The 26,880-nt window shown below is 70.4% G+C and carries 29 protein-coding genes and 2 pseudogenes; 10 read left to right on the top strand and 21 right to left on the bottom strand.

What is annotated here, in order from left to right; all coding sequences use genetic code 11:
* Positions 1–37 precede the first annotated feature (37 nt).
* Positions 38–1,126 carry a serine hydrolase domain-containing protein gene (locus ACGFSA_RS04850; protein ID WP_393299674.1) on the top strand — a complete coding sequence of 363 codons (1,089 nt, stop codon included), beginning with the start codon at positions 38–40 and terminating at the stop codon, positions 1,124–1,126.
* A gap of 36 nt (positions 1,127–1,162) precedes the next feature.
* Here ACGFSA_RS04850 and ACGFSA_RS04845 read toward each other — a convergent pair whose 3' ends face one another.
* Positions 1,163–2,869, bottom strand: coding sequence for a glycerol-3-phosphate dehydrogenase/oxidase (locus ACGFSA_RS04845; RefSeq protein ID WP_393299672.1), 1,707 nt, complete (start codon positions 2,867–2,869; stop codon positions 1,163–1,165).
* A gap of 249 nt (positions 2,870–3,118) precedes the next feature.
* On the opposite strand from ACGFSA_RS04845, the gene ACGFSA_RS04840 reads away from it, so the two are divergent.
* Together ACGFSA_RS04840 and ACGFSA_RS04835 are read left to right on the top strand one after the other, a co-directional pair.
* Positions 3,119–4,381, top strand: a complete 1,263-nt coding sequence (locus ACGFSA_RS04840; protein ID WP_393299669.1) for a nucleotide sugar dehydrogenase — start codon at positions 3,119–3,121, stop codon at positions 4,379–4,381.
* Positions 4,382–4,486: 105 nt separating this feature from the next.
* Positions 4,487–5,077: a hypothetical protein gene (locus ACGFSA_RS04835; protein ID WP_393299666.1), complete on the top strand. Its 591-nt coding sequence runs from the start codon at positions 4,487–4,489 to the stop codon at positions 5,075–5,077.
* 67 nt (positions 5,078–5,144) lie between these two features.
* Here the strand turns inward: ACGFSA_RS04835 and ACGFSA_RS04830 are convergent, their stop codons facing one another.
* From ACGFSA_RS04830 to ACGFSA_RS04815, 4 genes are all read right to left on the bottom strand, one after another.
* Positions 5,145–6,269 carry a GuaB3 family IMP dehydrogenase-related protein gene (locus ACGFSA_RS04830; protein WP_030914322.1) on the bottom strand — a complete coding sequence of 375 codons (1,125 nt, stop codon included), beginning with the start codon at positions 6,267–6,269 and terminating at the stop codon, positions 5,145–5,147.
* Positions 6,270–6,373: 104 nt separating this feature from the next.
* The gene (gene guaB / locus ACGFSA_RS04825; protein ID WP_393299663.1) at positions 6,374–7,879 is read right to left on the bottom strand and encodes an IMP dehydrogenase; all 1,506 of its coding nucleotides are present in this window, start codon (positions 7,877–7,879) and stop codon (positions 6,374–6,376) included.
* 139 nt (positions 7,880–8,018) lie between these two features.
* Complete coding sequence (locus ACGFSA_RS04820; protein WP_030084428.1) at positions 8,019–8,594, bottom strand: sigma-70 family RNA polymerase sigma factor; 576 nt, start codon at positions 8,592–8,594, stop codon at positions 8,019–8,021.
* Positions 8,595–8,872: 278 nt separating this feature from the next.
* Positions 8,873–9,484, bottom strand: coding sequence for a response regulator transcription factor (locus tag ACGFSA_RS04815; protein ID WP_003948568.1), 612 nt, complete (start codon positions 9,482–9,484; stop codon positions 8,873–8,875).
* A 413-nt stretch (positions 9,485–9,897) separates the two neighbouring features.
* Between ACGFSA_RS04815 and ACGFSA_RS04810 the strand changes: the two genes are divergently transcribed.
* Positions 9,898–10,230: a WhiB family transcriptional regulator gene (locus ACGFSA_RS04810; protein WP_358860549.1), complete on the top strand. Its 333-nt coding sequence runs from the start codon at positions 9,898–9,900 to the stop codon at positions 10,228–10,230.
* Between the two features lie 90 nt (positions 10,231–10,320).
* Here the strand turns inward: ACGFSA_RS04810 and ACGFSA_RS04805 are convergent, their stop codons facing one another.
* Positions 10,321–11,211 carry a LysR family transcriptional regulator gene (locus ACGFSA_RS04805; protein ID WP_393299658.1) on the bottom strand — a complete coding sequence of 297 codons (891 nt, stop codon included), beginning with the start codon at positions 11,209–11,211 and terminating at the stop codon, positions 10,321–10,323.
* A gap of 81 nt (positions 11,212–11,292) precedes the next feature.
* Here ACGFSA_RS04805 and ACGFSA_RS04800 point away from each other — a divergent pair, with 81 nt between their 5' ends.
* From ACGFSA_RS04800 to ACGFSA_RS04785, 4 genes and pseudogenes are all read left to right on the top strand, one after another.
* Positions 11,293–11,967, top strand: coding sequence for an MOSC domain-containing protein (locus ACGFSA_RS04800; protein WP_393299655.1), 675 nt, complete (start codon positions 11,293–11,295; stop codon positions 11,965–11,967).
* A 34-nt stretch (positions 11,968–12,001) separates the two neighbouring features.
* Positions 12,002–12,775, top strand: a complete 774-nt coding sequence (locus tag ACGFSA_RS04795) for an SDR family NAD(P)-dependent oxidoreductase (protein WP_393299652.1) — start codon at positions 12,002–12,004, stop codon at positions 12,773–12,775.
* Positions 12,776–12,911: 136 nt separating this feature from the next.
* Positions 12,912–13,316 (top strand): annotated as a pseudogene (locus tag ACGFSA_RS04790) (NAD(P)-dependent oxidoreductase); the annotation flags it as partial.
* A gap of 72 nt (positions 13,317–13,388) precedes the next feature.
* A complete protein-coding gene (locus ACGFSA_RS04785; RefSeq protein ID WP_393299649.1) occupies positions 13,389–14,084 on the top strand; it encodes an ester cyclase in 696 nt (231 codons plus the stop codon).
* Between the two features lie 93 nt (positions 14,085–14,177).
* Here ACGFSA_RS04785 and groL read toward each other — a convergent pair whose 3' ends face one another.
* The 3 genes from groL to ACGFSA_RS04770 all read right to left on the bottom strand — a co-directional run bounded on the left by groL (position 14,178) and on the right by ACGFSA_RS04770 (position 16,852).
* Positions 14,178–15,803: a chaperonin GroEL gene (groL, locus tag ACGFSA_RS04780; RefSeq protein ID WP_327244799.1), complete on the bottom strand. Its 1,626-nt coding sequence runs from the start codon at positions 15,801–15,803 to the stop codon at positions 14,178–14,180.
* A 100-nt stretch (positions 15,804–15,903) separates the two neighbouring features.
* Positions 15,904–16,212: a co-chaperone GroES gene (groES, locus tag ACGFSA_RS04775; RefSeq protein WP_003998759.1), complete on the bottom strand. Its 309-nt coding sequence runs from the start codon at positions 16,210–16,212 to the stop codon at positions 15,904–15,906.
* Positions 16,213–16,492: 280 nt separating this feature from the next.
* On the bottom strand, positions 16,493–16,852 hold the full coding sequence (locus ACGFSA_RS04770; protein ID WP_393299645.1) for a hypothetical protein: 360 nt from the start codon (positions 16,850–16,852) through the stop codon (positions 16,493–16,495).
* Positions 16,853–17,135: 283 nt separating this feature from the next.
* Between ACGFSA_RS04770 and ACGFSA_RS04765 the strand changes: the two genes are divergently transcribed.
* The gene (locus ACGFSA_RS04765; RefSeq protein WP_393299642.1) at positions 17,136–18,356 is read left to right on the top strand and encodes a methyltransferase domain-containing protein; all 1,221 of its coding nucleotides are present in this window, start codon (positions 17,136–17,138) and stop codon (positions 18,354–18,356) included.
* Positions 18,357–18,362: 6 nt separating this feature from the next.
* On the opposite strand, the gene ACGFSA_RS04760 is transcribed toward ACGFSA_RS04765, so the two are convergent.
* The 9 genes and pseudogenes from ACGFSA_RS04760 to tsaB all read right to left on the bottom strand — a co-directional run bounded on the left by ACGFSA_RS04760 (position 18,363) and on the right by tsaB (position 23,757).
* Positions 18,363–18,728, bottom strand: coding sequence for a hypothetical protein (locus ACGFSA_RS04760; protein ID WP_393299639.1), 366 nt, complete (start codon positions 18,726–18,728; stop codon positions 18,363–18,365).
* 54 nt (positions 18,729–18,782) lie between these two features.
* Entirely contained in the window at positions 18,783–19,448 is a 666-nt protein-coding gene (locus tag ACGFSA_RS04755; RefSeq protein WP_393299635.1) for a hypothetical protein, read from the bottom strand.
* Positions 19,449–19,721: 273 nt separating this feature from the next.
* Positions 19,722–19,853: a hypothetical protein gene (locus ACGFSA_RS04750; protein ID WP_393299633.1), complete on the bottom strand. Its 132-nt coding sequence runs from the start codon at positions 19,851–19,853 to the stop codon at positions 19,722–19,724.
* A 253-nt stretch (positions 19,854–20,106) separates the two neighbouring features.
* The gene (locus ACGFSA_RS04745) at positions 20,107–20,571 is read right to left on the bottom strand and encodes a VOC family protein (RefSeq protein WP_393299630.1); all 465 of its coding nucleotides are present in this window, start codon (positions 20,569–20,571) and stop codon (positions 20,107–20,109) included.
* Between the two features lie 50 nt (positions 20,572–20,621).
* Positions 20,622–20,837, bottom strand: a pseudogene (locus ACGFSA_RS04740) (YciI family protein); the annotation flags it as partial.
* 376 nt (positions 20,838–21,213) lie between these two features.
* On the bottom strand, positions 21,214–21,489 hold the full coding sequence (locus ACGFSA_RS04735; RefSeq protein ID WP_366694805.1) for a hypothetical protein: 276 nt from the start codon (positions 21,487–21,489) through the stop codon (positions 21,214–21,216).
* On the bottom strand, positions 21,486–22,583 hold the full coding sequence (gene tsaD, locus ACGFSA_RS04730; RefSeq protein ID WP_393299627.1) for a tRNA (adenosine(37)-N6)-threonylcarbamoyltransferase complex transferase subunit TsaD: 1,098 nt from the start codon (positions 22,581–22,583) through the stop codon (positions 21,486–21,488). Before tsaD ends, ACGFSA_RS04735 begins: the two co-directional genes overlap by 4 nt.
* A complete protein-coding gene (rimI, locus tag ACGFSA_RS04725; RefSeq protein WP_393299624.1) occupies positions 22,583–23,098 on the bottom strand; it encodes a ribosomal protein S18-alanine N-acetyltransferase in 516 nt (171 codons plus the stop codon). Before rimI ends, tsaD begins: the two co-directional genes overlap by 1 nt.
* Positions 23,095–23,757, bottom strand: a complete 663-nt coding sequence (tsaB, locus tag ACGFSA_RS04720) for a tRNA (adenosine(37)-N6)-threonylcarbamoyltransferase complex dimerization subunit type 1 TsaB (RefSeq protein WP_384043665.1) — start codon at positions 23,755–23,757, stop codon at positions 23,095–23,097. Before tsaB ends, rimI begins: the two co-directional genes overlap by 4 nt.
* Positions 23,758–23,907: 150 nt before the next feature.
* Here tsaB and ACGFSA_RS04715 point away from each other — a divergent pair, with 150 nt between their 5' ends.
* Complete coding sequence (locus ACGFSA_RS04715; protein WP_393299621.1) at positions 23,908–24,477, top strand: hypothetical protein; 570 nt, start codon at positions 23,908–23,910, stop codon at positions 24,475–24,477.
* A 240-nt stretch (positions 24,478–24,717) separates the two neighbouring features.
* On the opposite strand, the gene ACGFSA_RS04710 is transcribed toward ACGFSA_RS04715, so the two are convergent.
* From ACGFSA_RS04710 to ACGFSA_RS04700, 3 genes are all read right to left on the bottom strand, one after another.
* Positions 24,718–24,918 carry a hypothetical protein gene (locus ACGFSA_RS04710; protein WP_393299618.1) on the bottom strand — a complete coding sequence of 67 codons (201 nt, stop codon included), beginning with the start codon at positions 24,916–24,918 and terminating at the stop codon, positions 24,718–24,720.
* Positions 24,919–25,048: 130 nt separating this feature from the next.
* Positions 25,049–25,603, bottom strand: a complete 555-nt coding sequence (gene tsaE / locus ACGFSA_RS04705) for a tRNA (adenosine(37)-N6)-threonylcarbamoyltransferase complex ATPase subunit type 1 TsaE (RefSeq protein ID WP_393299615.1) — start codon at positions 25,601–25,603, stop codon at positions 25,049–25,051.
* Positions 25,572–26,834 carry an alpha/beta fold hydrolase gene (locus ACGFSA_RS04700; protein ID WP_393299612.1) on the bottom strand — a complete coding sequence of 421 codons (1,263 nt, stop codon included), beginning with the start codon at positions 26,832–26,834 and terminating at the stop codon, positions 25,572–25,574. The genes tsaE and ACGFSA_RS04700 overlap by 32 nt, the downstream gene beginning before the upstream one ends.
* Positions 26,835–26,880 lie beyond the last annotated feature (46 nt).

Genomic DNA, 26,880 nt, shown 5'->3' with positions numbered 1-26,880 from the left:
TCCGCCATGATGTGGCCGGAGGAAGGGACTCCCCGCCATGCCGACGCTCAGGGCGCTGCGCGCCACCCTGGCGGTGCTCACGCTGTTCGGCCTCGGAACAGCGAGCCTGCCCAGCGAACCACACCTCACGCCCGCAGCCGCGTACCTCCCCCGGCTCGTCGCCGAGGGCGGCGCCCCGGCCGCGGCACTTCTCACCCGGGACACCTCCTCCGTCCGCCGCGCCACCTACCGTTCCACGGGTCCCGGCATCCGCTCGGCGGACCGGTTCCGGGCAGGCAGCATCACCAAGACGTTCGTCGCGACGGTCGTCCTCCAACTCGCCCGGGAGCACAGGCTGCAGCTGTCCGACACCGTCGACAGCCATCTGCCCGGGCTGGTACGCGGCCACGGCAACGACGGCCGCCGCATCACCCTGCGCGCCCTGCTCACCCACACCAGCGGCCTCTACGACTACACCGCGGTCCCGGGCGCGCACCCCGTCTCCGCCATCGCCGCGATCCATACGGCCGTGGCCCACCGCCCCATGAACACCACCGGCGGTTACTCCTACTCCAACACCAACTACGTCCTGCTCGGCCTGGTTGTTCAACTCGTCACCGGACACAGCTACGCCACCGAGATCAGACACCGCATCATCAAACCCCTCCGTCTCACCGGCACGTCGCTCCCCGGCGCCCGTACCGGCCTGCCCGCCCCGCACGGGCGCGGCTACTCCCGCGACCCGGCCGACGGCACCCTCCGCGATGTCACTGTCCTCGATCCGCGCACCGCGGGCGCCGCCGGAGAGCTGATCTCCACGCTCGCCGATCTGAACCGCTTCTACGCGGCCCTGCTGGGCGGCCGCCTGCTGCCGCCCGCCCAGCTGAGCACCCTGCTGAACACCGTTGCGGCGCACGGGATCTACGGCATGGGCATCTATCCGCAGAAGCTCTCGTGCGGGACGACCGTCTGGGGTCACAACGGCCACATCGCGGGCAGCTACGTCCGTACCGCAGCCACCCGAGACGGCCGACACACCCTGACGTTCCGCATCAACACGGACACCCTGACCGAACCGACCCTCGAACCGGCCCTCCTCGAAGCCGAGTTCTGCCCCGAGGGGCAGAACCGTCACCGCATCTCCTGAAGGGCCGCCGATCGGCTCGGACCGACGATCGGACCGTCAGATCGGCACGATGTCCGGCGCCCCGAGCCGTGCCGCGTCCGCCGTCAGGTCGTCCGGCTGACGCTGCGACTCCCGCTCCGCCTGCACCCGCTTCTCGTAGTGCTCCACCTCCCGCTCGATCTGCCCCTTGTCCCAGCCCAGCACCGGAGCCATCAGCTCCGCGCATATCCGCGCGGAGCGAGTGCCCCGGTCGAAGGTCTCGATGGAGATCCGGGTCCGCCTCGTCAGGACGTCGTCGAGGTGACGGGCCCCCTCGTGCGAGGCGGCGTAGACGATCTCGGCCCTCAGATAGTCGTCCGCCGCCGGCAGCGGCTCGCCCAGCGAAGGATCGGCGGCGATCAGCTCCAGGATCTCCTCGGTCATCGACCCGAACCGGTTCAGCAGATGCTCCACCCGGGCGACATGCAGTCCCGTGCGGGCCGCGATCCTCGCCCGTGCGTTCCACAGCGCCCGGTAGCCCTCCGCGCCCAGCAGCGGGATGTCCTCCGTGACACAGTCGGCCACCCGCTGGTCGAGTCCGTGCACCGCCTCGTCCACGGCGTCCTTCGCCATCACCCGGTACGTCGTGTACTTGCCGCCCGCGACGACGACGAGCCCCGGGGCCGGGTGCGCCACCGTGTGCTCGCGCGAGAGCTTGCTGGTCGCGTCCGACTCGCCGGCCAGCAGCGGCCGCAGCCCGGCGTAGACACCCTCGACGTCATCCCTGGTCAGCGGAGTGGCCAGGACCGAGTTGACGTGTTCGAGGAGGTAGTCGATATCGGCGCTGGACGCGGCCGGGTGTGCCTTGTCCAGGTCCCAGTCGGTGTCCGTCGTCCCGATGATCCAGTGGCGGCCCCACGGGATCACGAACAGCACGGACTTCTCGGTCCGCAGGATGAGTCCGGTCGAGGAGTGGATGCGGTCCTTCGGGACGACCAGGTGAATGCCCTTGGACGCCCGGACGTGGAACTGTCCGCGCTCACCGATCAGCGCCTGGGTGTCGTCCGTCCACACCCCGGTCGCGTTGACCACCTGCTTGGCCCTGACCTCGTACTCCCCGCCTGCCTCGACGTCCTCCACCCGCGCGCCGACGACCCGTTCGCCCTCGCGCAGGAAGCCGATCACCCGGGCCCGGTTCGCCACCTGCGCGCCGTATCCGGCGGCCGTGCGCACCAGCGCCGCCACGTAGCGGGCGTCGTCCATCTGGGCGTCGTAATACTGCAACGCCCCGACCAGCGCGTCCTTCCTCAGCGCGGGCGCGACCTGCAGAGCCCGGCGGCGGGAGAGGTGCCGGTGCACGGGCAGCCCTCGGCCGTGCCCCGACGACACCGACATCGCGTCGTACAGCGCGACGCCCGAACCGGCGTAGAACCGCTCCCAGCCCTTGTGCTGCAACGGATAGAGGAACGGCACCGGCTTCACCAGATGCGGGGCCAGCCGCTCCAGCAGCAGCCCGCGCTCCTTCAGCGCCTCCCGCACGAGCGCGAAGTCGAGCATCTCCAGATAGCGCAGTCCCCCATGGATCAGCTTGCTCGATCTGCTCGACGTGCCGGACGCCCAGTCGCGCGCCTCGACCAGTCCGGTCGAGAGCCCTCGTGTCGCCGCATCCAGCGCCGTTCCGGCGCCGACCACGCCCGCCCCCACGACCAGCACGTCCAGTTCGCGCTCGGCCATCGCGGCGAGCGCCTCGGCACGCTCCGCGGGTCCCAGTGTCGCTGTCCTCACTGCTGCCTCCCGGTAGATCGGGGTGGGTCCGGCACGGGGCTGAGGTCCGACCGGGGGGTCGGGCGCCCGTACCCACCTCTCGATTCTGTCCGCGGTCCGCGACTTCAGCCACTGCCTGTGGACAACACCCGGGCGACGGGCCCCGCGCAATGCGACATACAGGTCATATTTACGCCTAGTCTGACATTGCGCTGTCCTCAGCGGTTGCGCTTTCTGCTCTCATGGTCTTAGGGAAGGACGGCCACCTCTATGCCCGCAGACCTCGCCGTCATCGGACTCGGTCACCTCGGCCTGCCTCTCGCCCAAGCCGCCGTCGCCGCCGGTATCCGCACCGTCGGCTACGACACCGACCCACACCCGTTCGCCGAGCTCTCCGCCGGCCGCACCCCCGTCGAAGGTGCACTCACCGCCTCGGAGATCCGCCGCATGCTCTCGGGGGGCTTCCGGCCCACCACCGACCCGGCCGAGCTGGGCCGGGTCCGTACCGCCGTGATCTGCGCGCCCACCCCTCTCGGCGCCGACCGCACCATCGACCTCACCGCCGTCGGCGACGCCACCCGCGCCCTCGCCGCCGGACTCCGCCCGCACACCACGGTCCTGCTGGAATCGGCCGTGCCCCCCGGCACCACCGAGAGTTTCGTGCGCCCCCTCCTCGAAGAGGGCTCAGGACTGTGCGCCGGACGCGACTTCCACCTCGCCTGCTCCCCCAGCCGTCTCGACCCGGGCAACCGCGCCCACGTCTACGCCAACACCCCCAAGGTCATCGGCGGCCTCACCCCCGCCTGCACCGAATCGGCCGCCGCGTTCTACGGCCGGCTCACCGACAAGGTCGTACGCGCCCGCGGGCCGCGCGAGGCCGAGATGACGAAGGTTCTGGAGACCAACTTCCGGCACGTCAACATCGCCCTGGTGAACGAGATGGCGGTGCTCTGCCACGACCTCGGTGTCGACCTCTGGGACGTCATCCGGTGCGCCGAGACCAAGCCGTTCGGCTTCGAGCCGTTCCGCCCGGGCCCCGGCGTCGGAGGCCACTGCGCCCCGGTCGACCCGGGCTACCTCCCGTACAACAGCCGCACCCCCGGCCACCCGCTGCGGATGGTCTCGCTCGCCCAGGAGATCAACGACCGGATGCCGAGTTACGTGATCCAGCGCTGCGCCACCCTGCTGAACGAACACGGCAAGTCCGTCCGCGGCGCCAGGGTCCTGCTCCTCGGCGTCACCTACAAGCCGGACCTCGCCGACCAGGAGGCGTCCCCCGCCCGGGAGATCGCGACGCGGCTGATGGACATGGGCGCGCAGATCGGCTACCACGACCCGCATGTCCTGGACTGGCGCGTACGCGAACGGCCCGTCCCGCGCGCGGACTCGCTGTACGAGGCGGCGGCGAGCGCGGACCTGACGCTGCTGCTGCAGCACCACCGCACGTACGACCTCCAGGGCCTCGCCGTGAAGGCCCAACTCCTTCTGGACACCCGCGGCGCCACCCCGGCCGGAGCCGCACACCGGTTGTGAGCGCGGTTCCCCCAAGGATTTCGGTGGGCGATGTCGCAGGCGGCTGCTAGCGTGCGGCGTCACTTCTCGCACAGTCGTGCGCTCCGTCCCAGGGGGGATACCACCATGAGTCAGCCCGTGCCGCCGCCGAACCAGTCGCAGCAGCCGTACGACGCCCAGCCCGGCGGCGGTAATCCGTTCGCCGGCCAGCAGCCGGGCCAGCCCGGTCAGCCCGGCGTCCCGACCGGCAACCCGTTCGCGGGTCAGCAGCCCGGCCAGTTCGGCGGCGCGCCGTTCGCACCGGCCGCTCCCGCTCGCGACAACATCGCCCTGGGTGCGGTCACCGCCGTGATCACGGCAATCGTCGCGGCGATCCTCTACGGCGTCATCGCCGGTGCGATCGAGCGCGAGGTCGGCTACATCGCCATCGGTGTCGGCTTCCTGGTCGGCTTCGCCGCAGGCAAGGTCGGCGGCAGCAACCCGGTCCTGCCGATCGTCAGCGCCGTCCTGTCGCTCGGTGCGGTCTACCTCGGCCAGCTCATCGGCATGGCCGTGATCGTGTCCGACAAGTTCAGCGTCTCGTTCACGGACGTCTTCTTCGACAAGTTCGGTGCGCTGACCGACGCCTGGAGCGAGGCCGCGGACTTCAAGACGTACATGTTCATCGCCATCGCCGCCTTCGCCGCCTATGGCGGTGCCAAGAAGGCGAGCGACTGACCGCACGCATACGGGAGGGCCCGGACCCGCTCATGCGGTCCGGGCCCTCCCGTATGTCCGTGAACAATCAGCGGCGGTGCTGCGAGTCCGCCACCGTCACCTCGACGCGCTGGAACTCCTTGAGGTCGCTGTACCCCGTCGTCGCCATCGCCCGGCGCAGCGCACCGAAGATGTTCATCGACCCGTCGGGGGTGTGCGAGGGGCCGGTGAGGACCTCCTCCGTCGTGCCGACGGAGCCCAGGTCGACCAGCTTGCCGCGCGGCACGTCCTCGTGGACGGCCTCCATGCCCCAGTGCCGGCCGCGGCCGGGCGCGTCCGTCGCGCGGGCCAGCGGGGAGCCCATCATCACGGCGTCCGCACCGCAGGCGATGGCCTTCGGCAGGTCGCCGGACCAGCCGACGCCGCCGTCCGCGATCACGTGCACGTACCGGCCGCCGGACTCGTCCATGTAGTCGCGGCGGGCCCCGGCCACATCGGCGACCGCGGTCGCCATCGGGACCTGGATACCGAAGACGTTGCGCGTGGTGTGCGCGGCGCCGCCGCCGAAGCCGACGAGGACACCGGCCGCGCCGGTCCGCATCAGGTGCAGGGCCGCGGTGTACGTGGCGCAGCCGCCGACGATGACCGGGACGTCCAGCTCGTAGATGAACTGCTTGAGGTTGAGCGGCTCGGCCGCGCCCGAGACGTGCTCGGCGGAGACCGTCGTACCGCGGATGACGAAGATGTCCACACCCGCGTCGACGACGGCCTTGGAGAACTGCGCGGTGCGCTGCGGCGAGAGCGCGGCGGCGGTGACGACACCGGAGTCGCGCACCTCCTTGATGCGCTGCCCGATCAGCTCCTCCTGGATCGGGGCCGCGTAGATCTCCTGGAGGCGGCGGGTCGCCGACTCCACGGGCATCTCGGCGATCTCGTCGAGGAGCGGCTGGGGGTCGGCGTGCCGGGTCCACAGGCCCTCGAGGTTGAGGACGCCGAGGCCGCCCAGCTCGCCGATCCTGATCGCGGTCTGCGGGGAGACCACGGAGTCCATGGGTGCGGCCAGGAACGGCAGCTCGAACCGGTAGGCGTCGATCTGCCAGGCGATCGAGACCTCCTTCGGGTCGCGGGTGCGACGACTCGGAACGACGGCGATGTCGTCGAATGCGTACGCCCTGCGGCCGCGCTTGCCGCGCCCGATCTCGATCTCAGTCACGATGATGTGGCCTTTCCTTCTACGTCTGCGTTCCCAGTATCCCCGACACACGGCTGAGGGGCGGTCCCGGTACGCCCGGACCGCCCCTCACCTGTGGTGATGCGTTACTTCCTGCTGTAGTTCGGCGCCTCGACCGTCATCTGGATGTCGTGCGGGTGGCTCTCCTTGAGCCCCGCCGAGGTGATCCGTACGAACCGGCCGTTGGCCTGGAGCTCCGGGACGGTGCGGCCGCCGACGTAGAACATCGACTGGCGCAGACCGCCGGTGAGCTGGTGGACGACCGCGGAGAGCGGGCCGCGGTACGGGACCTGGCCCTCGATGCCCTCGGGGACGAGCTTCTCGTCGGAGGCGACGCCCTCCTGGAAGTAGCGGTCCTTGGAGAACGACTTGCGGTCGCCACGGGTCTGCATCGCGGCGAGCGAACCCATGCCGCGGTACGACTTGAACTGCTTGCCGTTGATGAAGAGCAGCTCGCCCGGGGACTCCTCGCAGCCGGCGAGCAGCGAGCCGAGCATCACGGTGTCCGCACCGGCCACGAGAGCCTTGGCGATGTCGCCGGAGTACTGCAGGCCGCCGTCCCCGATGACCGGGACACCGGCCGCCTTGGCGGCGAGCGAGGCCTCGTAGATAGCCGTGACCTGCGGCACGCCGATACCGGCGACCACGCGGGTGGTGCAGATGGAACCGGGGCCGACGCCGACCTTGATGCCGTCGACGCCCGCGTCGATCAGCGCCTGGGCGCCGTCACGGGTGGCGACGTTGCCGCCGATGACGTCGATGCCCGACGCGTTCGACTTGATCTTGGCGACCATGTCGGAGACGAGGCGGGAGTGGCCGTGCGCGGTGTCGACGACGATGAAGTCGACGCCCGCCTCGACGAGTGCCTGGGCCCGCTCGAAGGCGTCGCCCGCGACGCCGACCGCGGCGCCGACCAGCAGCCGGCCTTCCTTGTCCTTCGCGGCGTTCGGGTACTGCTCGGCCTTGACGAAGTCCTTGACGGTGATGAGGCCCTTGAGGACCCCGGCGTCGTCGACCAGCGGAAGCTTCTCGATCTTGTGGCGGCGCAGCAGCTCCATGGCGTCCACGCCGGAGATGCCGACCTTGCCGGTGACGAGCGGCATCGGCGTCATGACCTCGCGCACCTGGCGCGAACGGTCGGACTCGAAGGCCATGTCACGGTTGGTGACGATGCCGAGCAGCTTGCCCGCGGCGTCGGTGACCGGCACGCCGCTGATGCGGAACTTGGCGCACAGCTCGTCGGCGTCACGCAGGGTCGCGTCCGGGTGCACCGTGATCGGGTCGGTGACCATCCCGGACTCGGAGCGCTTCACCAGGTCGACCTGGTTGGCCTGGTCGGCGATGGAGAGATTGCGGTGCAGTACACCGGCGCCGCCCTGCCGGGCCATGGCGATCGCCATGCGGGCTTCGGTGACCTTGTCCATCGCCGCGGAGAGCAGCGGGATGTTCACCCGTACGTTCTTGGAGATGTACGAGGAGGTGTCGATCTGATCGGGCGCCATGTCGGACGCGCCGGGCAGCAGCAGCACGTCGTCGTATGTCAGCCCGAGCGTCGCGAATTTCTCGGGCACTCCGTCGACGTTTGCAGTCATGACACCTTCCCCAAATGGCCTTGATCGGTGCGGATGTCCATGCTAACGGCCTCCGGGGGTGTCTCATTCCACGATCAAGATCACCTAGAGGTTCTGTAGCTTCGTACGGAACCTGCGTACGACGAAATCCGACGCCGCTCTACTGCTCGGCGAGGGCCCGCAGCCTGCTCAGTGCGCGGTGCTGGGCGACCCGGACCGCACCCGGCGACATGCCGAGCATCTGTCCGGTCTCCTCGGCGGTCAGACCGACCGCCACCCGGAGAACCAGCAGCTCACGCTGGTTCTCCGGAAGATTGGCGAGGAGCTTCTTGGCCCAGGCCGCGTCGCTGCTGAGCAGCGCACGCTCCTCGGGTCCGAGCGAATCGTCCGGCCGCTCCGGCATCTCGTCGGAGGGCACGGCGGTCGACCCCGGGTGCCGCATCGCGGCCCGCTGGAGATCGGCGACCTTGTGGCCGGCGATGGCGAAGACAAAAGCTTCGAAGGGCCTCCCGGTGTCCTTGTAGCGCGGCAACGCCATCAGCACCGCGACACAGACCTCCTGCGCCAGGTCCTCCACGAAGTGGCGAGCATCACCGGGCAACCGGTTCAGCCTGGACCTGCAGTAGCGCAGCGCGAGGGGGTGGACATGGGCCAGCAGATCATGGGTGGCCTGGGCGTCGCCGTCGACGGCACGGTGCACCAGAGCACCGATCACCGTCGTCTCGTCGTCGCGCATCGGACCATGGTGCCTCGACGCCGCTTCATCCGCGGCACCGCGTCCGTAGTTGTGCACCGAAGCGTTATGAGCGGGTGCGCCGGAAGTCATGTCCTGCGCCCTCCCCTTCCGCTCGACCGAATCGTTCCCGAGGAACTCCACATCTCAAGGATGCGTCATCGGCCGGGAAGCGTCACATACCGAGGCCGCCGAGCAGCCGATCGACGTCCTGCCGCCCCGCTTCCCCGTCCACCGAAGTGCGGACGGGGAAGCGGCCGGCTACCGGTCATGGCCGGTCATCAGCGGACCAGGCCCCAGCGGAAGCCGAGTGCGACGGCGTGCGCCCGGTCCGAGGCACCGAGCTTCTTGAAAAGCCGCCTGGCGTGCGTCTTCACCGTGTCCTCGGAGAGAAAGAGCTCGCGCCCGATCTCCGCGTTGGAACGGCCATGGCTCATCCCTTCCAGCACCTGGATCTCACGCGCGGTGAGCGTGGGCGCCGCACCCATCTCGGCGGACCGCAGCCGACGCGGGGCGAGCCGCCACGTCGGATCGGCCAGCGCCTGGGTGACGGTCGCCCGCAGCTCCGCGCGGGAGGCGTCCTTGTGCAGATATCCGCGGGCACCGGCGGCGACCGCGAGCGCGACACCGTCCAGGTCCTCCGCGACGGTCAGCATGATGATCCGGGCCCCGGGGTCGGCGGAGAGCAGCCGCCGGACCGTCTCCACACCTCCCAGACCGGGCATGCGTACGTCCATCAGAATCAGATCCGAACGGTCGGCTCCCCAGCGGCGGAGGACTTCCTCGCCGTTGGCCGCCGTCGTCACACGCTCGACGCCGGGCACGGTCGCGACCGCGCGACGGAGCGCCTCTCGGGCAAGCGGGGAGTCGTCGCAGACGAGGACGGATGTCATGACCGTCCTCCGCAGCTGATGCGCGTCACCTTGAGCCTCCAGGCTGTTACAAGTCGTCACCTGTGCGGTTGACGCTCTCGGACATCTGCCCGATCGCTTTTTCTGCCAACCGCCTCCGCCCTCTCAACGATGGTCACTCGAAAGAGTTACGGGCCCGCGGGGCGGGTTCGGCACTCTACGTGAGGGACCGTGCACAGAGGAGAGCGGCGCGGATCGTCAAGCCGTCAACCGAACTTCACTTGAACGTATGCCCCATTTAGTCACTCTTCTTCCCTTTTGGTGGTGTCTATGGCTAGATTCGCAATCAGTCATATTTACATCTACTAACACCGTAGATGTACGGTCATGGGCACCGGTCCAACGGCGAACGACAACGACGTTTCCGACCCACGATGGTTTCGAGGGGACAAGCAATGGCAGATTTCTCCCGCCTTCCCGGACCCAACGCCGATCTGTGGGACTGGCAGCTGCTGGCGGCCTGCCGTGGGGTCGACAGCTCACTGTTCTTCCATCCGGAGGGTGAGCGCGGAGCAGCACGGAGCGCCCGCGAAAACTCGGCGAAAGAGGTCTGCATGCGATGCCCCGTACGCGCCGAGTGTGCGGCGCACGCCCTGGCGGTGCGCGAGCCCTACGGAGTGTGGGGCGGACTGACCGAGGACGAGCGCGAGGAGCTCATGGGACGGGCCCGCAACCGGCTGATCGCGGCGGCACCTACAGGGATGGCCGCCCCGTCCGGACACGGCTGATCGATCCTTCCGCACCTTGCACAACAACGGAAGAAACGTTCCTGCACCGCATGTCTGCGGGGCGGGCCAGCGGCATGCGCCGGCCCCGGCCTAGCGGGCGGCCGCCAGGGACAGCTGGTCCAGGGTGGCTGCCACCGCGGGAACATGGGCCAGGTCGGGAAGAGTCAGCGCGACGATCTCGCGTTCGATCGCCGGCTCCACCGTCACCGTGCGGGCCCCCTTGGGACGTACCGACTCGATCGCCAGCGCCGGCAGCACGGCCACTCCCAGACCGGCACCGACCAGGCCGATCACCGCGGGGTAGTCGTCGGTGGCGAAGTCGATCCGGGGAATGAAGCCGGACTTCTCGCAGACCTCCACCAGCTGTCGACGGCAGCGCGGGCAGCCCGCGATCCAGGACTCGTCGGCCAGTTCACCGATCCCCACCGCGTCCGCGCCGGCCAGCCGGTGCCCGTCGGGAACCAGGCCGATCAGCCGGTCGGTGAGCAGCGGGCGCACGACCAGGTCCTCCCACTCGCCACCCGAGGCGCCGTAGCGGAACGCCAGAGCGATGTCGCAGTCACCCTCCCTGAGCATCTCGACCGAGCGCGGCGGCTCCGCGTCGACCAGGGAGACCCTCGTCCCCGGGTGGGCGGCGCGCAGGGCGGCCAGAGCCCCGGGAACCAGAGTGGAACTGCCACTGGGGAACGAGACGAGCCGGACCCGGCCGGCCCGCAGCCCGGCGATCGCGGCGACCTCCTCCTCGGCGGCGGTCAGCCCGGCGAGGATGCCGGACGCGTGACGTACCAGCGCCTCACCCGCCTGGGTGAGCCGCATCTCGCGGCCTGTGCGGATCAGCAGCGTGGTGCCGGCCGAGGACTCCAGGGCCTTCATCTGCTGGCTGACCGCGGGCTGGGTGCAGCCCAGTTCGCGCGCGGCGGCGGAGAACGAGCCGGTGGCGGCCACGGCGCGCAGGACACGGAGATGACGGGCTTCGATCACTCTTCAACCATAAGGGCAGCTTGGGTCGGATGCGAATTATCCGCATGCGGCTTTGAGGATAGGGGCACTAGCGTTCGCCGCATGGAACTGCTGACTGTGAATGCGGGACGGCCCGAGGCCGTCGACTACACCGACGCCGCCGGCGGCGTGACCGGGATCAACAAGCAGCCGGCCGACGGCCCGGTGCGGGTCACCGATCCCGGCCCCAAGGGCAGCGGCGGCAGTGGGGTGGCCGGGGACGCGGTGTGCGATCTGCGCCATCACGGCGGCTCGGACCAGGCCGTGTACGCCGTCGCCCGCGAGGATCTCGACGCCTGGGAGCGTTCGCTCGGCCGCCCGCTGGCCAACGGCGTGTTCGGCGAGAACCTGACGACCGCCGGACTGGACGTGAGCGGCGCGAGGATCGGCGAGCGCTGGCGGATCGGACCCGATCTGGTCCTGGAGGTGACGTCGGGCCGCATTCCGTGCCGCACGTTCGCCGGTCACCTCGGAGAGAAGCGCTGGGTCAAGCGATTCACGGAGGCGGCCGCTCCGGGTGCCTACCTGCGGGTGATCGAGCCGGGCGAGATCCGCGCCGGGGACCCGGTCGAGATCGTGCACCGGCCGGACCACGACGTCACCGTACGGATGGAGTTCCTGGCGGCGACGACGCGCCGGGACCTGCTGCCGGAGCTGCTCACGGCCCGGGCCGCATTGCATCCCGAGACGCTGCGCGCCGCCCTGAAGTACGTGGAGTCGCAGGCACCTGGCGAGTGATCAGTGCGGTGTGCGGGGCACTAACGTGCCGGGTATGACGACTGCATTGATTACGGGCGCAACCGCGGGAATCGGGGCCGCCTTCGCGCGGCGTCTCGCGGCCGACGGGCACAACCTGGTGCTGGTGGCGCGCAGCACCGAGCGGCTCCGGGAACAGGCCACCGAACTGCACGACCGGCACGGCATCGAGGCCGAGGTGCTGACCGCCGACCTCTCCGAGGACGACGGGATCGCCTCGGTCGAGGCGCGGCTGACGAACCGCCGGCAGCCTGTCGATCTGCTGATCAACAATGCCGGGTTCGGCAACAAGGGCCGCTATCTGGATGTGTCGATGGCGGACGAGCTGAAGATGCTGAAAGTGCACTGCGAGGCGGTGCTGCGGCTGACCTCGGCCGCCGCGGCGGGGATGAAGGAACGCGGGCGGGGCGGGGTGGTCAATGTGGCCTCGGTGGCGGCGTTCGTACCGCGCGGGACGTACGGCGCGTCCAAGGCGTGGGTCGTTCAGTTCACCCAGGGCGCGGCGAAGGACCTGGCCGGTTCGGGGGTGCGGCTGATGGCGCTGTGCCCCGGCTTCGTACGGACCGAGTTCCATGAGCGCGCCGGGATGGGGACCGGCAACATCCCGGGCTGGATGTGGCTCGACGCGGACAGGCTGGTCGCCTCGGCGCTGGCGGATCTGGCGCGCGGGAAGTCGGTGTCGATCCCGGACGCGCGGTACAAGGCGCTGATGGGACTGGTGAAGGTGGCGCCGCGCGGCCTGCTCGGAGGGGTCACCTCCACGACAGGCCGCAAGTACGGTCCGCAGTAGGGCGGTCGGACGGTGAGCGGATTACCTGACGCCGCGGCCCGTGTACGCGCCGATGTCGGGGGCGCCGGGCTTCAGCTCGTTGCCGAACCAGTCCTTGCCCGTCGCCGAGTTCACCGTTCCTCACCAGCGTCTCGCGGCGCTGGACGAGCTGTGCGCAAGCAGTTCCGTCGTCTCCGTGCATGCACCGTAGCTGCCGGAGGCGCACCATCTAATCGGCGCGGCGCAGCCGGCGGCGATGGCGGCGGGCACGACGCCGATCAACGCGGCTCGCGGGTCGCTGATCGACGAGGAAGCCTTGCTTCCGGAGCTGCGGAGCGGGCGGCTGCACGCGGTGCTGGACGTGACGGATCCCGAACTGCCGCCCGTGCTCTCGCCGTTGTACGAGCTGCCGAATGTGCTGCTCACTCGGCACATCGCGGGCTCGCTGGGCGATGAGCTGCACCGGATGGCCGACCAGGCACTCGACGAGATGGAGCGGTTCGCGTCCGGTCCGCCCTTCGCGGACCCCGTGCACGCCGGAAGCCTGCAGCACTCGGCCTGAGCCCCGAACGTCGAAAGGCCTCTGTCTCTAAACTGGAAGGATCCCATCCGGACCGCAGGACCGGGAGACGCCATGAGATTCGTACAAGTAATCGACTGCAAGACGGAGCGGTTCGACGACATGGACCGCCTCATGGACGAATGGGTCGAACAGACCAAGGGCACCCGGACGGCCACGCACAGCCTCATCGGCAAGGACCGCTCCGACGGGTCCCACTACGTCGAGATCGTCGAATTCCCTTCGTACGAAGACGCGATGGCGAACTCGAAGCTGCCGGAGACCGACCAGATCTTCCAGGAGCTGGTGGCGCTCTGCGACGGGTTGCCCACCTTCACCGACCTCGATGTGGTCCGTGACGAACAGTTGAACCAGACACTGTCGCGCCGGTTCTTCCACGAGATCGCTGTCGGGGGCAACCTCGAAGCCATCGACGAGGTGTTCGCGCCCGACTACATCGACCACGACGTCGCGAAGGAACAGGACACGGTGACCGGGTCCGACTCCTTGAAGAACGACGTGATCGGTTGGCGCGCGGCCTTCGACTTCACCTTCAGCCTGGACCGGCAGGTCTGCGAGGGTGACGACGTCGTGACGCTGTGGACCTGGACCGGCACCCACGAGGGCGACTTCATGGGGATCGCCCCCACGGGCAGGCAGTGCACCATGACGGGCACCACGATCTTCCGGTTCAAGGACGGCAGGATCCAGGAAGGCTGGTGGCACGAGGATCTCCTCGGCCTGATGCGGCAGCTCGGCGCGCTCGACTGATCCAACGGCGGCGGACAGCCGAAGGCCCCCGTTCCCCTCGCTGAACAGCGGGAACGGGGGCCTTGTGCGGCGGTGAGCCGAGGTGGCAGCGCGTCAGTGCGAGTGACCGTGGCCGCCGTGACCGGCTTCGGCCTCTTCCTCGGCCGGCTTCTCGACGACCAGGGTCTCGGTCGTCAGCAGCAGCGACGCGATGGACGCGGCGTTCTCCAGCGCGGAGCGGGTGACCTTGACCGGGTCGATGACGCCGGCCTTCACCAGGTCGCCGTACTCGCCCGTCGCGGCGTTGAAGCCCTGGCCCTTGTCGAGCTCGGCGACCTTCGAGGTGATGACGTAACCCTCGAGGCCGGCGTTCTCGGCGATCCAGCGCAGCGGCTCGACCGCGGCGCGGCGCACGACCGCGACACCGGTGGCCTCGTCGCCGGTCTTGTCGAGGTTGCCCTCGAGGACCTTGACGGCGTGGACCAGAGCGGAGCCACCACCGGAGACGATGCCCTCCTCGACCGCGGCGCGGGTCGCGGAGATGGCGTCCTCCAGACGGTGCTTCTTCTCCTTGAGCTCCACCTCGGTGGCGGCACCGACACGGATCACGCACACGCCGCCGGCCAGCTTCGCGAGGCGCTCCTGGAGCTTCTCGCGGTCCCAGTCGGAGTCGGTGGCGTCGATCTCGGCCTTGATCTGGTTGACCCGGCCCTTGACGTCGCCGGGCTCGCCGCCGCCGTCCACGATGGTCGTGTCGTCCTTGGAGACGGTGACACGGCGGGCGGTGCCCAGCACGTCCAGACCGGCCTGGTCGAGCTTGAGGCCGACCTCCTCGGCGATGACGGTCGCACCGGTGAGGGTGGCGATGTCGCCGAGCATGGCCTTGCGGCGGTCACCGAAGCCCGGGGCCTTCACCGCGACGGCGTTGAAGGTGCCACGGATCTTGTTGACGACCAGGGTCGACAGGGCCTCGCCCTCGACGTCCTCGGCGATGATCAGCAGCGGCTTGGAGCCACCGGCCTGGATGACCTTCTCCAGCAGCGGGAGCAGCTCCTGGATCGAGCCGATCTTGCCCTGGTGGATCAGGATGTACGGGTCGTCGAGGACGGCCTCCATACGCTCCTGGTCGGTCACCATGTACGGGGACAGGTAACCCTTGTCGAAGGCCATGCCCTCGGTGAACTCGAGGTCCAGACCGAAGGTGTTGGACTCCTCGACGGTGATGACACCGTCCTTGCCGACCTTGTCCATCGCGTCCGCGATGAGCTCGCCGACCTGCGAGTCCTGCGCGGAGAGCGCGGCCACGGCGGCGATGTCGGACTTGTCGTCGATCGGGCGGGCGGTCGCGAGGAGCTCCTCGGACACAGCCTTGACCGCGGCGTCGATGCCCTTCTTCAGGGCGGCCGGGGAAGCACCCGCGGCAACGTTGCGCAGGCCCTCGCGGACGAGCGCCTGGGCGAGCACGGTGGCGGTGGTGGTGCCGTCACCCGCTACGTCGTTGGTCTTGGTCGCCACCTCCTTCACCAGCTGGGCACCGAGGTTCTCGTACGGGTCGTCGAGCTCGACCTCGCGCGCGATGGTGACACCGTCGTTGGTGATGGTGGGAGCGCCGAACTTCTTGTCGATGACGACGTTGCGGCCCTTGGGGCCGATCGTCACCTTGACCGTGTCGGCAAGCTTGTTGACGCCGCGCTCGAGGGCGCGACGGGCGTCCTCGTCGAACTTCAGAATCTTCGCCATGGGAGCTGAACTGTCCTCTCGAACGAACTGCGCCCCTGACCGCCCGGCTTGTTATCTCGCAGGGGACCAGGGGCGCAGAACGGAAGCAAACGTGTGTGAATTACTTCTCGATGATCGCGAGCACGTCGCGAGCCGAGAGGACGAGGTACTCCTCGCCGTTGTACTTCACCTCGGTGCCGCCGTACTTGCTGTACAGCACGATGTCACCGGTCTTGACGTCGAGCGGCAGACGCTCGCCGTTCTCGAAGCGGCCCGGGCCCACGGCCAGGACGACGCCCTCCTGGGGCTTCTCCTTGGCGGTGTCCGGGATGACCAGGCCAGAGGCCGTGGTCTGCTCGGCGTCGAGCGGCTGGACCACAATGCGGTCCTCAAGCGGCTTGATGGCAACCTTGGAGCTGGTGGTCGTCACGATCCGGCCTCCCCCTTCGGAGATCTCGGGGTTAACTGCGGGGTTAACTGTCTGGGGTGGCGATCAGGTGGGTCCGTCGTCGCGGGTGCCGGACCTGCCGGTCGCACAGTACTGCTGGCACTCTCCGGTGGGGAGTGCCAGAGCTGACACTATGACCGCGATTAGCACTCGGTCAAGCGGAGTGCCAATTCAGTCCGGTCGTGGCGTCACCGCACCGGACTGCTCCGATCGGGACGACGATCGCACCGTGCCTCGTGACGGTACGGATCGGGCACCTCGGCTACCGCCGCTCGCACCCCGTCCCGGCGCCCGCTCCGCCGGACGGTCCCGACCGGTCGGGCCACCAGCGCCTCAGCGGCGGAGACACCCACGAGGGCCCGGACTCAGGTGGCCGCCCCGGCCGGCCGCAGGAGCCGACGACCATCGGCCCCGCCGCCCCCTCATCACCCCGCACACCCTGCCGGCGCTCCGACTCCGCCGCCGGTCCCGGCCCCGGCGTCCGGTGCGGCCGGCTCACCTTCTGCGCGGCCTTCCGGCCCAGCCGTTCGATCGGGTCGACCGACTGCGCGCACCCGGCGGTGGCGGTCAGGAGCGCACCGGTTGCCAGCAGTCCGGCGAGCAGCCGGTGCGCCCTTCTCATACGCAGTCCTCCAGCCGGGCCACGGCGTACCCCTTGTCCGTGATGGTCCTCATGACCGCGCGGACCAGTCGGCCATGGAGCCGCCCCCGGCGACCAGGAGTGCGGCCAGGACCACATGGCCCGGTCTGCGTCGCACCACGCCCGGCCCATACCCCTGTGCGGTTAAATCTTCCTTTTGTCGTACAAGCCGCATGGTTTCGCATCCTGCCCGTAGCTGCTCGGCCGCCCCGGCCGACACCTCCGCCGGGCCCGCGCGGTCCCCCGGCTGGCTCACAATGGGCCGGTGAACGCCTTCGATCCGACCGACCCGACCGACCTGCTCGCCGCCTTCACGGCCCTGCGCACACCCGAGGGCGAGGCACTCCTCGCCGAGCTGCGGGCCTACGACCCCTCCCAGGAGCTCGCCACCGCCACCCGGCTGCGCCGCAGCCATCCGGCCCCGCTGGTGTCGGCGGCACTGGGGCAGGCGCGGCTGCGGCAGCGGGCGGTGGCGAAGTTCGGCGCCGAGGACGCGTACCGGATGTTCTTCACACCGAACGGCGTCGAGCAGGCGACCCGCACCTCGGTCGCCACCCACCGCGCCCGGCGCTTCGCCCAAGCGGGCGTGCGCAGCGTCGCCGACCTCTGCTGCGGGATCGGCGGTGACGCCCTCGCCCTCGCCCGCGCGGGCATCTCCGTCCTCGCCGTGGACCGCGACCCGCTGACCGCCGAGGTGGCCCGCGCCAATGCCGCCGCACTCGGTCTCGACACCCTGATCGAGGTGCGCTGCGCCGATGTCACCGAGATCGACACGTCCGCGTACGACGCGGTCTTCGTCGACCCCGCCCGGCGCGGCGGACGCGGCAGGATCTTCGACCCCGAGGCGTACTCACCGCCGCTCTCCTGGGCGACCGGCGCCGCGCTGACGGCCCCCCGCGCCGCGCTGAAGATCGCCCCCGGCATCCCGCACGAGGCGATCCCGGCACAGGCGGAGGCGGAGTGGATCTCGGACGGCGGCGACGTGAAGGAGGCGGTGCTCTGGTTCGGCGAAGGGTTCGCCCCGGGCTCGTACCGCGCCACACTGCTCCCGGCGGGCGCGACCCTGTCGGCCCCGGCCGCACTGCCCGCCCCGCCCGTCGGACCGGTGGGCCGCTATCTGTACGAGCCGGACGGCGCCGTCATCCGCGCCCATCTGGTCGCCGACATCGTGGAGCGGTCGGGCGGCCGGCTGGTCGACGAGACGATCGCCTACGTCACGAGCGACGAGCCGTACGACTCCCCCTACGCCTCCGCGTACGAGATCACCGACCAACTGCCCTTCAACATGAAGAAACTGAAGGCGCTGCTGCGGGAGCGGAAGGTCGGCGTCCTGACCGTCAAGAAGCGGGGCTCGGCCGTCGAACCGGAGGAGCTGCGCCGGAAGATGAAGCTCCAGGGCCCCAACGCGGCGACTGTGTTCCTGACCCGGGTCGCCGGGGCGCCGACCATGCTGATCGGCCACCCCGTGCGGCCCGACCTGGCCTGACGGCCGTCAGGCCAGGTCGGTCAGGTCGTCCGCGTACACCTGGGAGAGCGGCTGCGGGCCCACGTATTGCTGGCAGTTGCACTGCCCGGCTTCGAAGCGGACCGGCTTCTTGCTCTCGTCCCAGGCCGTCGGCACCTCGACCCGCTCATGGCACCTTCCCTGCTTGTCATGGATCGCAAGGTGGTGCGTGCAGCCGCAAACGGGCTCCGGCGGCCGGTTCGCCGCCTCGACGGCCAGGCGTTCCTGTTTGCCCGCCTCCAGCAGTTCCAGCCTGCGGGTGTGCCGGTTGCGCAGCGCCGTACGGACGTTGTCGACCGCCCATCCGAAGCCGCCGGTCCAGAAGACGATGAGCACCCACCAGTACCACTCCATGTGGCACCCTCCCCCTGAGCGGATCCTGTTTACGGGGCCAGGATAGAGGCGGTTTCAGCGGTGAGCACCGCTGCCGACGGAGAACAGCGGCCCGGACCCGGGCGCCCCGACGAGCACCCTCAGCACCCAACGGCGGTGCGCGAACGCCTTGGTGACGCCGATCAGACCGAGCAGCCAGCCGATCATCCCGAGTCCCATGACGAGGGCGACCGCACCGTAGGTGTCCTCGGGCGCCTCCGCGCCTGCCGGGACGGCCACGCAGGCGTACAGCCCGACCGCGCACAGCGCGAACGACAGCAGCATCCAGGCGAGGCTCGCACCGGGGGCCCGCAGCCGCATGTCGCCGTCCGGATCGCGGTCCAACTCTCCCCAGGCGTAGAGCAGTCTGCGGATCTGCCGGTCGCGGCGCAGACCGACGACGACGAAGACCACCGACGGCACGACGCAGCAGGCGCCCAGGGCGGCGAGGACGACGCCGAGGACAGCACTGAAGATGTCGTACGACTCCTCGAACGTGAGGATCGCGGTCCCCACCAGTGACCAGCCGAGCGCGCACAGAGCGCCCCACAGCCACAGCAGCACCAGCCGGCCGCGCCCCACATGCAGGGTGGCCAGCTCGCCGAGGACGACCGCCCGGTCGGCGAGCAGGGCTTCCCTGTCGGGCCAGGAACGTATCCCGACGGGCGGAGGGGGCGGCGGCAGCAGTGTGCGGCGGGACATGGGCCCGACCCTACCGACCGGGTGCGGGCACGGTCCGGCGTGACTTGCGTTGAAGCGCGCTCCAGGCTGTCCGGATGATCGGGACCGGGTGCGCCGCCGGGCGCAGGCGCGTTCGGTGACGGCGGCCCACTGGGGGCGGCTGTACGGGGACCCGGAGTGGCTGATCGCCGCGGCCGACGGGATCGCGACGGCGCTGGTCCAATGAGGGGCCGGAACGGGGTACGGGACGGGCGGGGCCGGTGGCGACGGGGATCCCGCCCGTTCCGTCCGGTTTCAGCTGTCCGACCGGCCGTCCGGGTACTCGCTGTACCCGTCGAACCCGGCGTCCGCGCTGTCGTACTCGGAGTCGTCGGCGCGGTCGCCGCCCGCCCCCGACTCGGGGCTGTAGTCGTACTGGTCGGACATGATGGCTCCTCTCGCGACGGGCGCCCGATGCGCCCCGGTCACGCGGTCAACGAGGCTGCCGGACCGGCCGATGCGCCCGCGCGACCCGGGCCACCTCAGTGGCGTACAGCCCGATCGGCCGGTTGGCCGATTCCCGCCCATGGCCCGCCAGTTGGTGGCCACCGGGGCGACCCTGAGGCACGTGTCGCGCACCCGGCCCACCGGGCCCGGTCCGCATCGGCCGGGAGCCGCCGGCCGGGCTGCACGGACACCGTCAGGCGTTGCGCAGCGCCTCGATGTCGAGCTTCTTCATGCCGAGCATGGCCTTCATGGCCCGGTCCGCCTTGGCCGGGTCAGGGTGGGAGAGCGCCTCGGACAGCCCGCGCGGGACGATCTGCCAGGACAGCCCGTACTTGTCCTTGAGCCAGCCGCACTGGCTCTCCTCGCCGCCGTCGGTGAGCCTGTCCCACAGCTCGTCGACCTCCGCCTGCGTCTCGCAGTCGACTGCGAGCGAGATCGCCTCGGTGAAGGGGAACTGCGGACCGCCGTTGAGTGCCACGTACTCCTGGTCGGCCAGCCGGAAGTCGACGGTCATGACGGTGCCCGGCTCACCGGGCGACGACTCGGTGTAGTGCGACATGCCGAGCACCTTCGAGTCGCCGCCGAAGACGGAGACGTAGAAGTTCGCGGCCTCCTCGGCCTGGCTGTCGAACCACAGGAAGGTCTTGATTTTCTGCATGGCCTGCTCCTCGGCTGTCCGTACGGGCGTTGGCTGTGCAAGGTAGACCAGTCGGTGAAGGGCCCGTCGGTGTAGCTCAGCTTGCCGTCCTTCCAGGTGACCCGGGTCCCCTGCGAGGTGGGGGTGAGCCCGGCGGTCTCCAGCATGACCCCGGCCTTGCTGATCTCCTCGAACAGTGCACCCATGCGCGCCTCGAAGTCGGGGTCGGGGGTCTCGGAGGGGAGGTTCTGCTCATCGATGCGGACCATCGACAGGAAGCGCGGCATGGTGACTCCTCGGTGCGGGGGGGGCGGGGGCTTTCCCTGCCTGTCACCCTCGCGTCGAACGGGGGACGCCGCAATCGACACACTCTCCCGAAGAAGTTGAAGAAATTTCCGGGAGACCTTTCCGGACTACCGCAGGGACGCCCACAGTTTGCTCGCGGCCGGTTCCTGCGCCACCACCCGGTTGGGGTCGGACGGGGCGGTGACGACAGGCATGGTGACCGTGCACCAGCACGCAGCCGATCACCGCGGCGGCCGCCCTGGGCGGGCGGGGGCGTCTCTTCTCTCCGGTCACGTCGAGGAACGCAAGTCCGAATCATGACGACGGGAACCGTTGTTCGGTTTTCCTTCGGAAAATCTCAGGATCCCTTGAGTTTTCTCATGTTCCGCCGGTGGAGCCGCCGGCCACCTCGAACCGCCATCGGTGCACCGCCCGGGTGATCAACTCGGCTGCGGGTTCGGGCAGCTCGGGCAGCTCGGCGCCGTATGCCGCCTCCCACCAGGTGATGACGAGCACCCGGTCCTGCGGGGCGCGCAGCAGCTCGTACCGCAGCGGCTCGTCCGCCAGCTCACCGGTGCGCGCCCGGGCCCACTCCAGCAGTTCGGCGCCCCGGCCGTCCACGGCCCGGGCCTCCCACATGAGGGCGACGGTCATGAGTAGAGATTGTCCTTGCTGATCTCGTGCACATGGTCGTGGTCGTGCGCGCTGCCCGGCACATGCGTGTCCGTCACCGGCAGCGACGAGTCCGCCGACAGTTCCAGATCGGACGCGGGACGGTTGCGCGCCACCATCTCGGCGCCCAGGGCCGCGACCATCGCCCCGTTGTCCGTGCACAGTCCGGGTCGCGGCACCCGCAGCCGGATGCCGGCCCGCTCGCAGCGCTCCTCGGCGAGCGCCCGCAGCCGCGAGTTGGCCGCGACGCCGCCGCCGATCATCAGGTGGTCGACGCCCTCGTCCTTGCAGGCCCGGACGGCCTTCCGGGTGAGCACGTCGACGACGGCCTCCTGGAAGGACGCCGCCACGTCCCGTACCGGCACCTCCTCGCCCGCGGCCCGCTTCGCCTCGATCCAGCGGGCGACGGACGTCTTCAGACCGGAGAAGGAGAAGTCGTACGCGGGGTCGCGCGAGCCGCTCAGTCCGCGCGGGAACGCGATCGCCTTCGGATCGCCCTCCTTCGCCAGCCGGTCGATGACCGGGCCGCCGGGGAAGCCGAGGTTCAGCACCCGGGCGATCTTGTCGAACGCCTCGCCCGCCGCGTCGTCGATGGTCGCGCCCAGCGGCCGTACGTCGTTGGTGATGTCCGGCGCGAGCAGCAGCGAGGAGTGGCCGCCGCTGACCAGCAGCGCCATCGTCGGCTCGGGCAGCGGGCCGTGCTCCAGCTGGTCGACGCAGATGTGCGAGGCGAGGTGGTTCACCCCGTACAGCGGCTTGTTCAGCGCGTACGCGTACGCCTTCGCCGCCGAGACGCCGACGAGCAGCGCGCCCGCCAGCCCGGGACCGGCGGTGACGGCGATGCCGTCGAGGTCGCGGGCGCTGATGCCCGCTTCCTTCAGGGCGCGTTCGATGGTGGGGACCATCGACTCCAGGTGCGCGCGGGAGGCGATCTCCGGGACGACGCCGCCGAAGCGGGCGTGGGTGTCGACGCTGGACGCGACGGCGTCCGCGAGCAGCGTCGTACCGCGGACGATGCCGACGCCGGTCTCGTCGCAGGAGGTCTCGATACCGAGTACGAGCGGTTCGTCAGCCATCAGTCAGTCCCAGTTTCCTGTACGTGCTCTGGTGCGGGTTCTTGTACGTGGAGACGCATGACGAGTGCGTCGATGTTGCCCGGCTGGTAGTAGCCGCGGCGGAAGCCGATCGGTTCGAAGCCGAAGCGTTCGTACAGCTTCTGCGCACGCGTGTTGTCGACCCGGACTTCGAGGAGCACCTCCGCGCACTCGAAGGCCGTGGCGTGCTTCAGCAGATCGGTGAGGAGTTCGGAGCCCAGCCCGCCGCCCCAGTGGTCGCGGGCGACGCCGATCGTCTGGACGTCCGCGAGGTCTCCGGCGGCGGCGAGTCCCGCGTACCCGACGATGCGTCCGGTGTCCGGGGCCTCGGCGACGACATAGCGGCGGGTGGCCTGCGGCCCGCGGGCGTGCGCCAGCTCGGACCAGAACATGCCGGCCGACCAGGCGTCCTCCGGGAACAGCTCGTGTTCGAGCCGCAGCACCGGGTCGATGTCCCACCAGCGCATCTCACGCAGCACGGCAGTCGGGCTCGTCACTTCGGGGTGACCACCTTGTAGTTCTTCGGGACCTGGGCGTCGGGCCGGCGCAGATACAGCGGCTGCGGCGGCAGCAGCTCCGCTCCGGCGGCGAGCCGCTCGGCGGCCAGCGCCGCGAGCGCCCCGGCGCTGACGTGCTCGGGACCCCGGGCGTCCGGGAACGCGTCGGGGTAGAGCGCCGCGCCCGCCCCGACCACCGGGAGTCCGGCGAGCTGCTCGGCGATGTCGGCGGGCCGGTCGACGGCGGGTTCGCCGACGCGGGTACGGGGATCCTCGTACCGCGCCCAGTAGACCTCCTTGCGGCGGGCGTCCGTCGCCACGGCGAACGGGCCCTCCAGTCCGCCCTGCCCGGCGGCGTACGCGAGACCGTCCAGCGTGCACAGCCCGTGGACCGGCACGGAGAGCGCCGAGCCGAACGTCGCGGCCGTCACAAGACCGACCCGCAGACCGGTGTACGGGCCGGGGCCGACGCCCACGACCACACCGGTCACGGCGTCGAGTTTCACCCCGGCCTCGGCGAGGACCCGGTCGACGGCGGGCAGCAGCAGCTCCCCGTGCCTTCGGGCGTCGACCTGGCCCGACTCGGCGACGACGGAGTTCCCGTCGTGCAGGGCGACGGTGACGGCGGGGGTGGCGGTATCCACGGCGAGCAAGAGCACGCAAACAGCCTACGGCTCCGCCGACGGCTCCATGGCGCCCCGTACGGCATCCCGTTCCCACCGGCCCCTGCTGCTACCGTCACCGGGTAGACGCGGGTACGACGTAAACGCTTGTACGACATACGGACGTCGGCGAAAGGGGCACGCACGGTGGCAAGGGGCAGCTCGGGAATCGTGGCCGGGCTCACCGCGGCGGCAGTCGTCGCGATCGGTTTCCTGGCCTACCAGGCATCGGCGAACGCCCCCGACTCCGTCGCCGTCCCCCGGGCCAAGGCGTCCAGCAGCGCCCCCGCCGTCAGCCACGAAAAACCGAAGGACAAAGAGCGTCCGGCCGCGCTTCCCACCGAATCCGGGACCGGGACCGGGGCGCGGGTGGTGTACGCGCTGGGCGACCGGCGCGTGTGGCTGATCAACGCGCAGGGGAAGGTGACCCGGACCTTCGCCGTCATGCCGAGTGCCCTGAGCCCCCGGCCCGGGGTCTACAAGGTGGGTTCGCGCTCGGGCTCGATCAAGGGTTCGGACGGCGTGCTGATCGAGCACGTGGTGCGGTTCGCAATGGCCGACGGGGATGTGCCCGTGGGGTTCAGCGCGGCACAGGACGGCTCCATGGAGAGCCCGGACCCGAAGCTGAAGACCGGCGGGGTACGGATGAAGCGCGCGGACGGGGACGCCATGTGGGCGTTCGCGACGGTCGGCGCCAAGGTGGTCGTCGTCCCGTAACGCCACCGGGGACGTGCGGCCCGGGGCCTCTCGTTCGGATCATGGCGGTTTCGGCACGCACAGCTGCGGCGATGTCGTCGGTCGCCGGCTCCCCCATGGCGTTCAAGGTGTCTTCAAGGCATGGGGGACGCCCTTCGCGTGGGCTTCTTCCGCCGCCTTGCGGCCGCACGCACCACGGCGGCACCTGCCGCTCCGCGGCGAACCGCCCCCCGATCCGGCCCCCCGTCCACATGGAAGACCTCAGGCGGCGTCGCGCTCCCCGTCGCACCCCTGGGACCCCTGCTGCTCCCGGGGCTCGTGCCGCTCCTGGTTCTCCTGCCGTTCCTCCGACGGCGGCGTCGAGACCGCGGTCGCCGCGGCGCAGGCCGCCAGCAGATCCTTCATCGACACCGCGGACGTCACTTGCGGCTGCGGCTCCGCTTCACGCTCGGGCGTCGGCATGGATGCCTCCTGGGCTCCGGTGGAAGGCGTGGTTAGGCAGGCCTAACCAGCTCTCGGCATCCATGTGACCACGCCCGGCCCGCCCCGCGCAACAATATGCCGACAGCCTGTCGGAAACGTGTCGGTGCTCTCAGCGGCCGGCCTCCAGCGCCGCCCCCAGTCCTGACCAGCGCTCCCCGATCCCGACCAGCGTGACCGAGCGCCGTTCGTCGTCCGTGTCGCCGACCGCGCGGTGGATCAGCACCTGCAGCCGGTCGTCCGAGAGCTCCTCGACCTTGCCGTCACCCCACTCCACGACCACCACCGACTCCGGCAGCGACACATCGAGGTCCAGGTCCTCCATCTCGTCGAGGCCGCCCAGCCGGTACGCGTCGACATGGACGAGCGCCGGACCACCGCTCAGGGACGGGTGGACACGGGCGATCACAAAGGTGGGAGAGGTGACGGCGCCGCGCACCCCGAGACCCTCGCCGAGCCCCCGGGTCAGTGTCGTCTTCCCGGCACCGAGCTCGCCGCTGAGCATCACGAGGTCGCCGGGGCGCAGCAGACCGGCGAGACGGCGGCCCAGCGCCTGCATCTGTTCGGCGGACGTGACATCGAGACGGGCGATGACCTGGGCCTGTGTGGTCATGGCCGCCGGGGTGTGCGCGGTTTCAGCTGCCGGGCTGTTGTGCGGTGCTTCCATGCCCGCCAACGTTAGCCGCTGCCGGTACGGCTCCGATCCGTACCAGCAGGTCCGCCAGCCGGTCGGTCACCGTCTCCGGGTGCTCCAGCATCACCAGATGCCCGCCGTCCGGCACGATGACAAGCTCCGCGTCCGGCAGGTGGTCGGCGATCGCCTCGCTGTGCGAACTGGGCGTCACCAGGTCCTTGTCGCCCGCCAGGATCAGCACCGGCACGTCCCGGAACGCGGGCAGCGCCGTGCTCTTGTCGTGCTCGGTGAAGGCCGGGTAGAACTCCGCGACCACGTCGATCGGTGTGGACTCGATGAGCCGCTCGGCGAACCGCTCGACCGCCGGGTCCACGTCCCGCGAACCGAACGAGTACCGCTTGATGAGTCCGGCGAAGAGATCGGCGGTCGCCCGCCGCCCCCGCTCCACCAGCTCCGCCTGCGAGCCGAGCGCCTTCAGCACGCCGGGCAGCACCCGCCGCACGGCGTTCACACCCGCGACCGGCAGCCCGAAGCTGACCTCGCCGAGCTTCCCGCTCGACGTACCGACGAAGGCGACGGCGGCGACCCGGTCCCGGATCAGCTGCGGGTACTGCTCGGCGAGCGCCATGATCGTCATGCCGCCCATCGAGTGCCCGACCAGTACCAGCCGCCCCTCGGGGGCCGCCGCGTCGATGACCGCCTTCAGATCGCGGCCGAGCTGGTCGATCCCGACCGTCACGCCCTGCGCCTGGCCCCGGCCGCGCTCGGACCGGCCGTGGCTGCGCTGGTCCCAGTGCACGGTACGCACCAGGCCGCGCAGCGCCGCCCGCTGGAAGTGCCAGGAGTCCTGACTGAGGCAGTAGCCGTGGCTGAAGACGACGGTGACGGGCCCGGGGACCTTGCGGCCGAAGAGCCGGCGTCTGCGCGGTCCGGTACCGGCGGGCCCGGTGCCCGCACCCGGGCCGGCGCCCGCGCCCGTACCGCCGTCGGGTTCGACCTCGTCGGTCTCGTAGTACAGCTCGGTGCCGTCGTCGGCGGCGGCCCGGCCGGGCATGCCGCGCAGCGAGCCGTACGGCCCCGAGGCGTCCAGCGCCAGCCTGGCCCGCCTGCGCATGCCCCGGCCGACGGTCATCCGCTCGACCGCGACACCGGCCGCCGCACCGGCGGCGATCACGCCTATGGCGGCTCCGGCGATGCCCGCCCGGCGCCAGCCGACCGCCGAAGCGGCCGACGCCATCGCGTCCCCCGCGCTGATCTCGCTCACCGTGCCGTGCTCCTCGTCGGTCGTTGTCCGTCAGGTCAGGTCAGGA

Source organism: Streptomyces sp. NPDC048496, assembly GCF_043200055.1.
Taxonomy (GTDB): Bacteria; Actinomycetota; Actinomycetes; order Streptomycetales; family Streptomycetaceae; genus Streptomyces.
The sequence above is the reverse complement of the archived record's forward strand: the minus strand, read 5'-3'. Positions and strand labels throughout refer to the sequence as shown.

What these genes read in the sequence shown, in the direction of transcription:
- ACGFSA_RS04710 (WP_393299618.1), bottom strand. Translation starts at nt 24,918, where the DNA reads ATGCCGACGCCCGAGCGTGAAGCGGAGCCGCAGCCGCAAGTGACGTCC.
- ACGFSA_RS04785 (WP_393299649.1), top strand. Translation starts at nt 13,389, where the DNA reads ATGAGATTCGTACAAGTAATCGACTGCAAGACGGAGCGGTTCGACGAC.
- ACGFSA_RS04820 (WP_030084428.1), bottom strand. Translation starts at nt 8,594, where the DNA reads ATGCGCGACGACGAGACGACGGTGATCGGTGCTCTGGTGCACCGTGCC.
- ACGFSA_RS04750 (WP_393299633.1), bottom strand. Translation starts at nt 19,853, where the DNA reads ATGTCCGACCAGTACGACTACAGCCCCGAGTCGGGGGCGGGCGGCGAC.
- ACGFSA_RS04840 (WP_393299669.1), top strand. Translation starts at nt 3,119, where the DNA reads ATGCCCGCAGACCTCGCCGTCATCGGACTCGGTCACCTCGGCCTGCCT.
- ACGFSA_RS04835 (WP_393299666.1), top strand. Translation starts at nt 4,487, where the DNA reads ATGAGTCAGCCCGTGCCGCCGCCGAACCAGTCGCAGCAGCCGTACGAC.
- ACGFSA_RS04795 (WP_393299652.1), top strand. Translation starts at nt 12,002, where the DNA reads ATGACGACTGCATTGATTACGGGCGCAACCGCGGGAATCGGGGCCGCC.
- ACGFSA_RS04815 (WP_003948568.1), bottom strand. Translation starts at nt 9,484, where the DNA reads ATGACATCCGTCCTCGTCTGCGACGACTCCCCGCTTGCCCGAGAGGCG.
- ACGFSA_RS04810 (WP_358860549.1), top strand. Translation starts at nt 9,898, where the DNA reads ATGGCAGATTTCTCCCGCCTTCCCGGACCCAACGCCGATCTGTGGGAC.
- tsaD (WP_393299627.1), bottom strand. Translation starts at nt 22,583, where the DNA reads ATGGCTGACGAACCGCTCGTACTCGGTATCGAGACCTCCTGCGACGAG.
- ACGFSA_RS04745 (WP_393299630.1), bottom strand. Translation starts at nt 20,571, where the DNA reads ATGCAGAAAATCAAGACCTTCCTGTGGTTCGACAGCCAGGCCGAGGAG.
- guaB (WP_393299663.1), bottom strand. Translation starts at nt 7,879, where the DNA reads ATGACTGCAAACGTCGACGGAGTGCCCGAGAAATTCGCGACGCTCGGG.
- tsaE (WP_393299615.1), bottom strand. Translation starts at nt 25,603, where the DNA reads ATGGAAGCACCGCACAACAGCCCGGCAGCTGAAACCGCGCACACCCCG.
- ACGFSA_RS04760 (WP_393299639.1), bottom strand. Translation starts at nt 18,728, where the DNA reads ATGGAGTGGTACTGGTGGGTGCTCATCGTCTTCTGGACCGGCGGCTTC.
- ACGFSA_RS04735 (WP_366694805.1), bottom strand. Translation starts at nt 21,489, where the DNA reads ATGACCGTCGCCCTCATGTGGGAGGCCCGGGCCGTGGACGGCCGGGGC.
- ACGFSA_RS04770 (WP_393299645.1), bottom strand. Translation starts at nt 16,852, where the DNA reads ATGAGAAGGGCGCACCGGCTGCTCGCCGGACTGCTGGCAACCGGTGCG.
- ACGFSA_RS04800 (WP_393299655.1), top strand. Translation starts at nt 11,293, where the DNA reads ATGGAACTGCTGACTGTGAATGCGGGACGGCCCGAGGCCGTCGACTAC.
- ACGFSA_RS04755 (WP_393299635.1), bottom strand. Translation starts at nt 19,448, where the DNA reads ATGTCCCGCCGCACACTGCTGCCGCCGCCCCCTCCGCCCGTCGGGATA.
- ACGFSA_RS04850 (WP_393299674.1), top strand. Translation starts at nt 38, where the DNA reads ATGCCGACGCTCAGGGCGCTGCGCGCCACCCTGGCGGTGCTCACGCTG.
- groL (WP_327244799.1), bottom strand. Translation starts at nt 15,803, where the DNA reads ATGGCGAAGATTCTGAAGTTCGACGAGGACGCCCGTCGCGCCCTCGAG.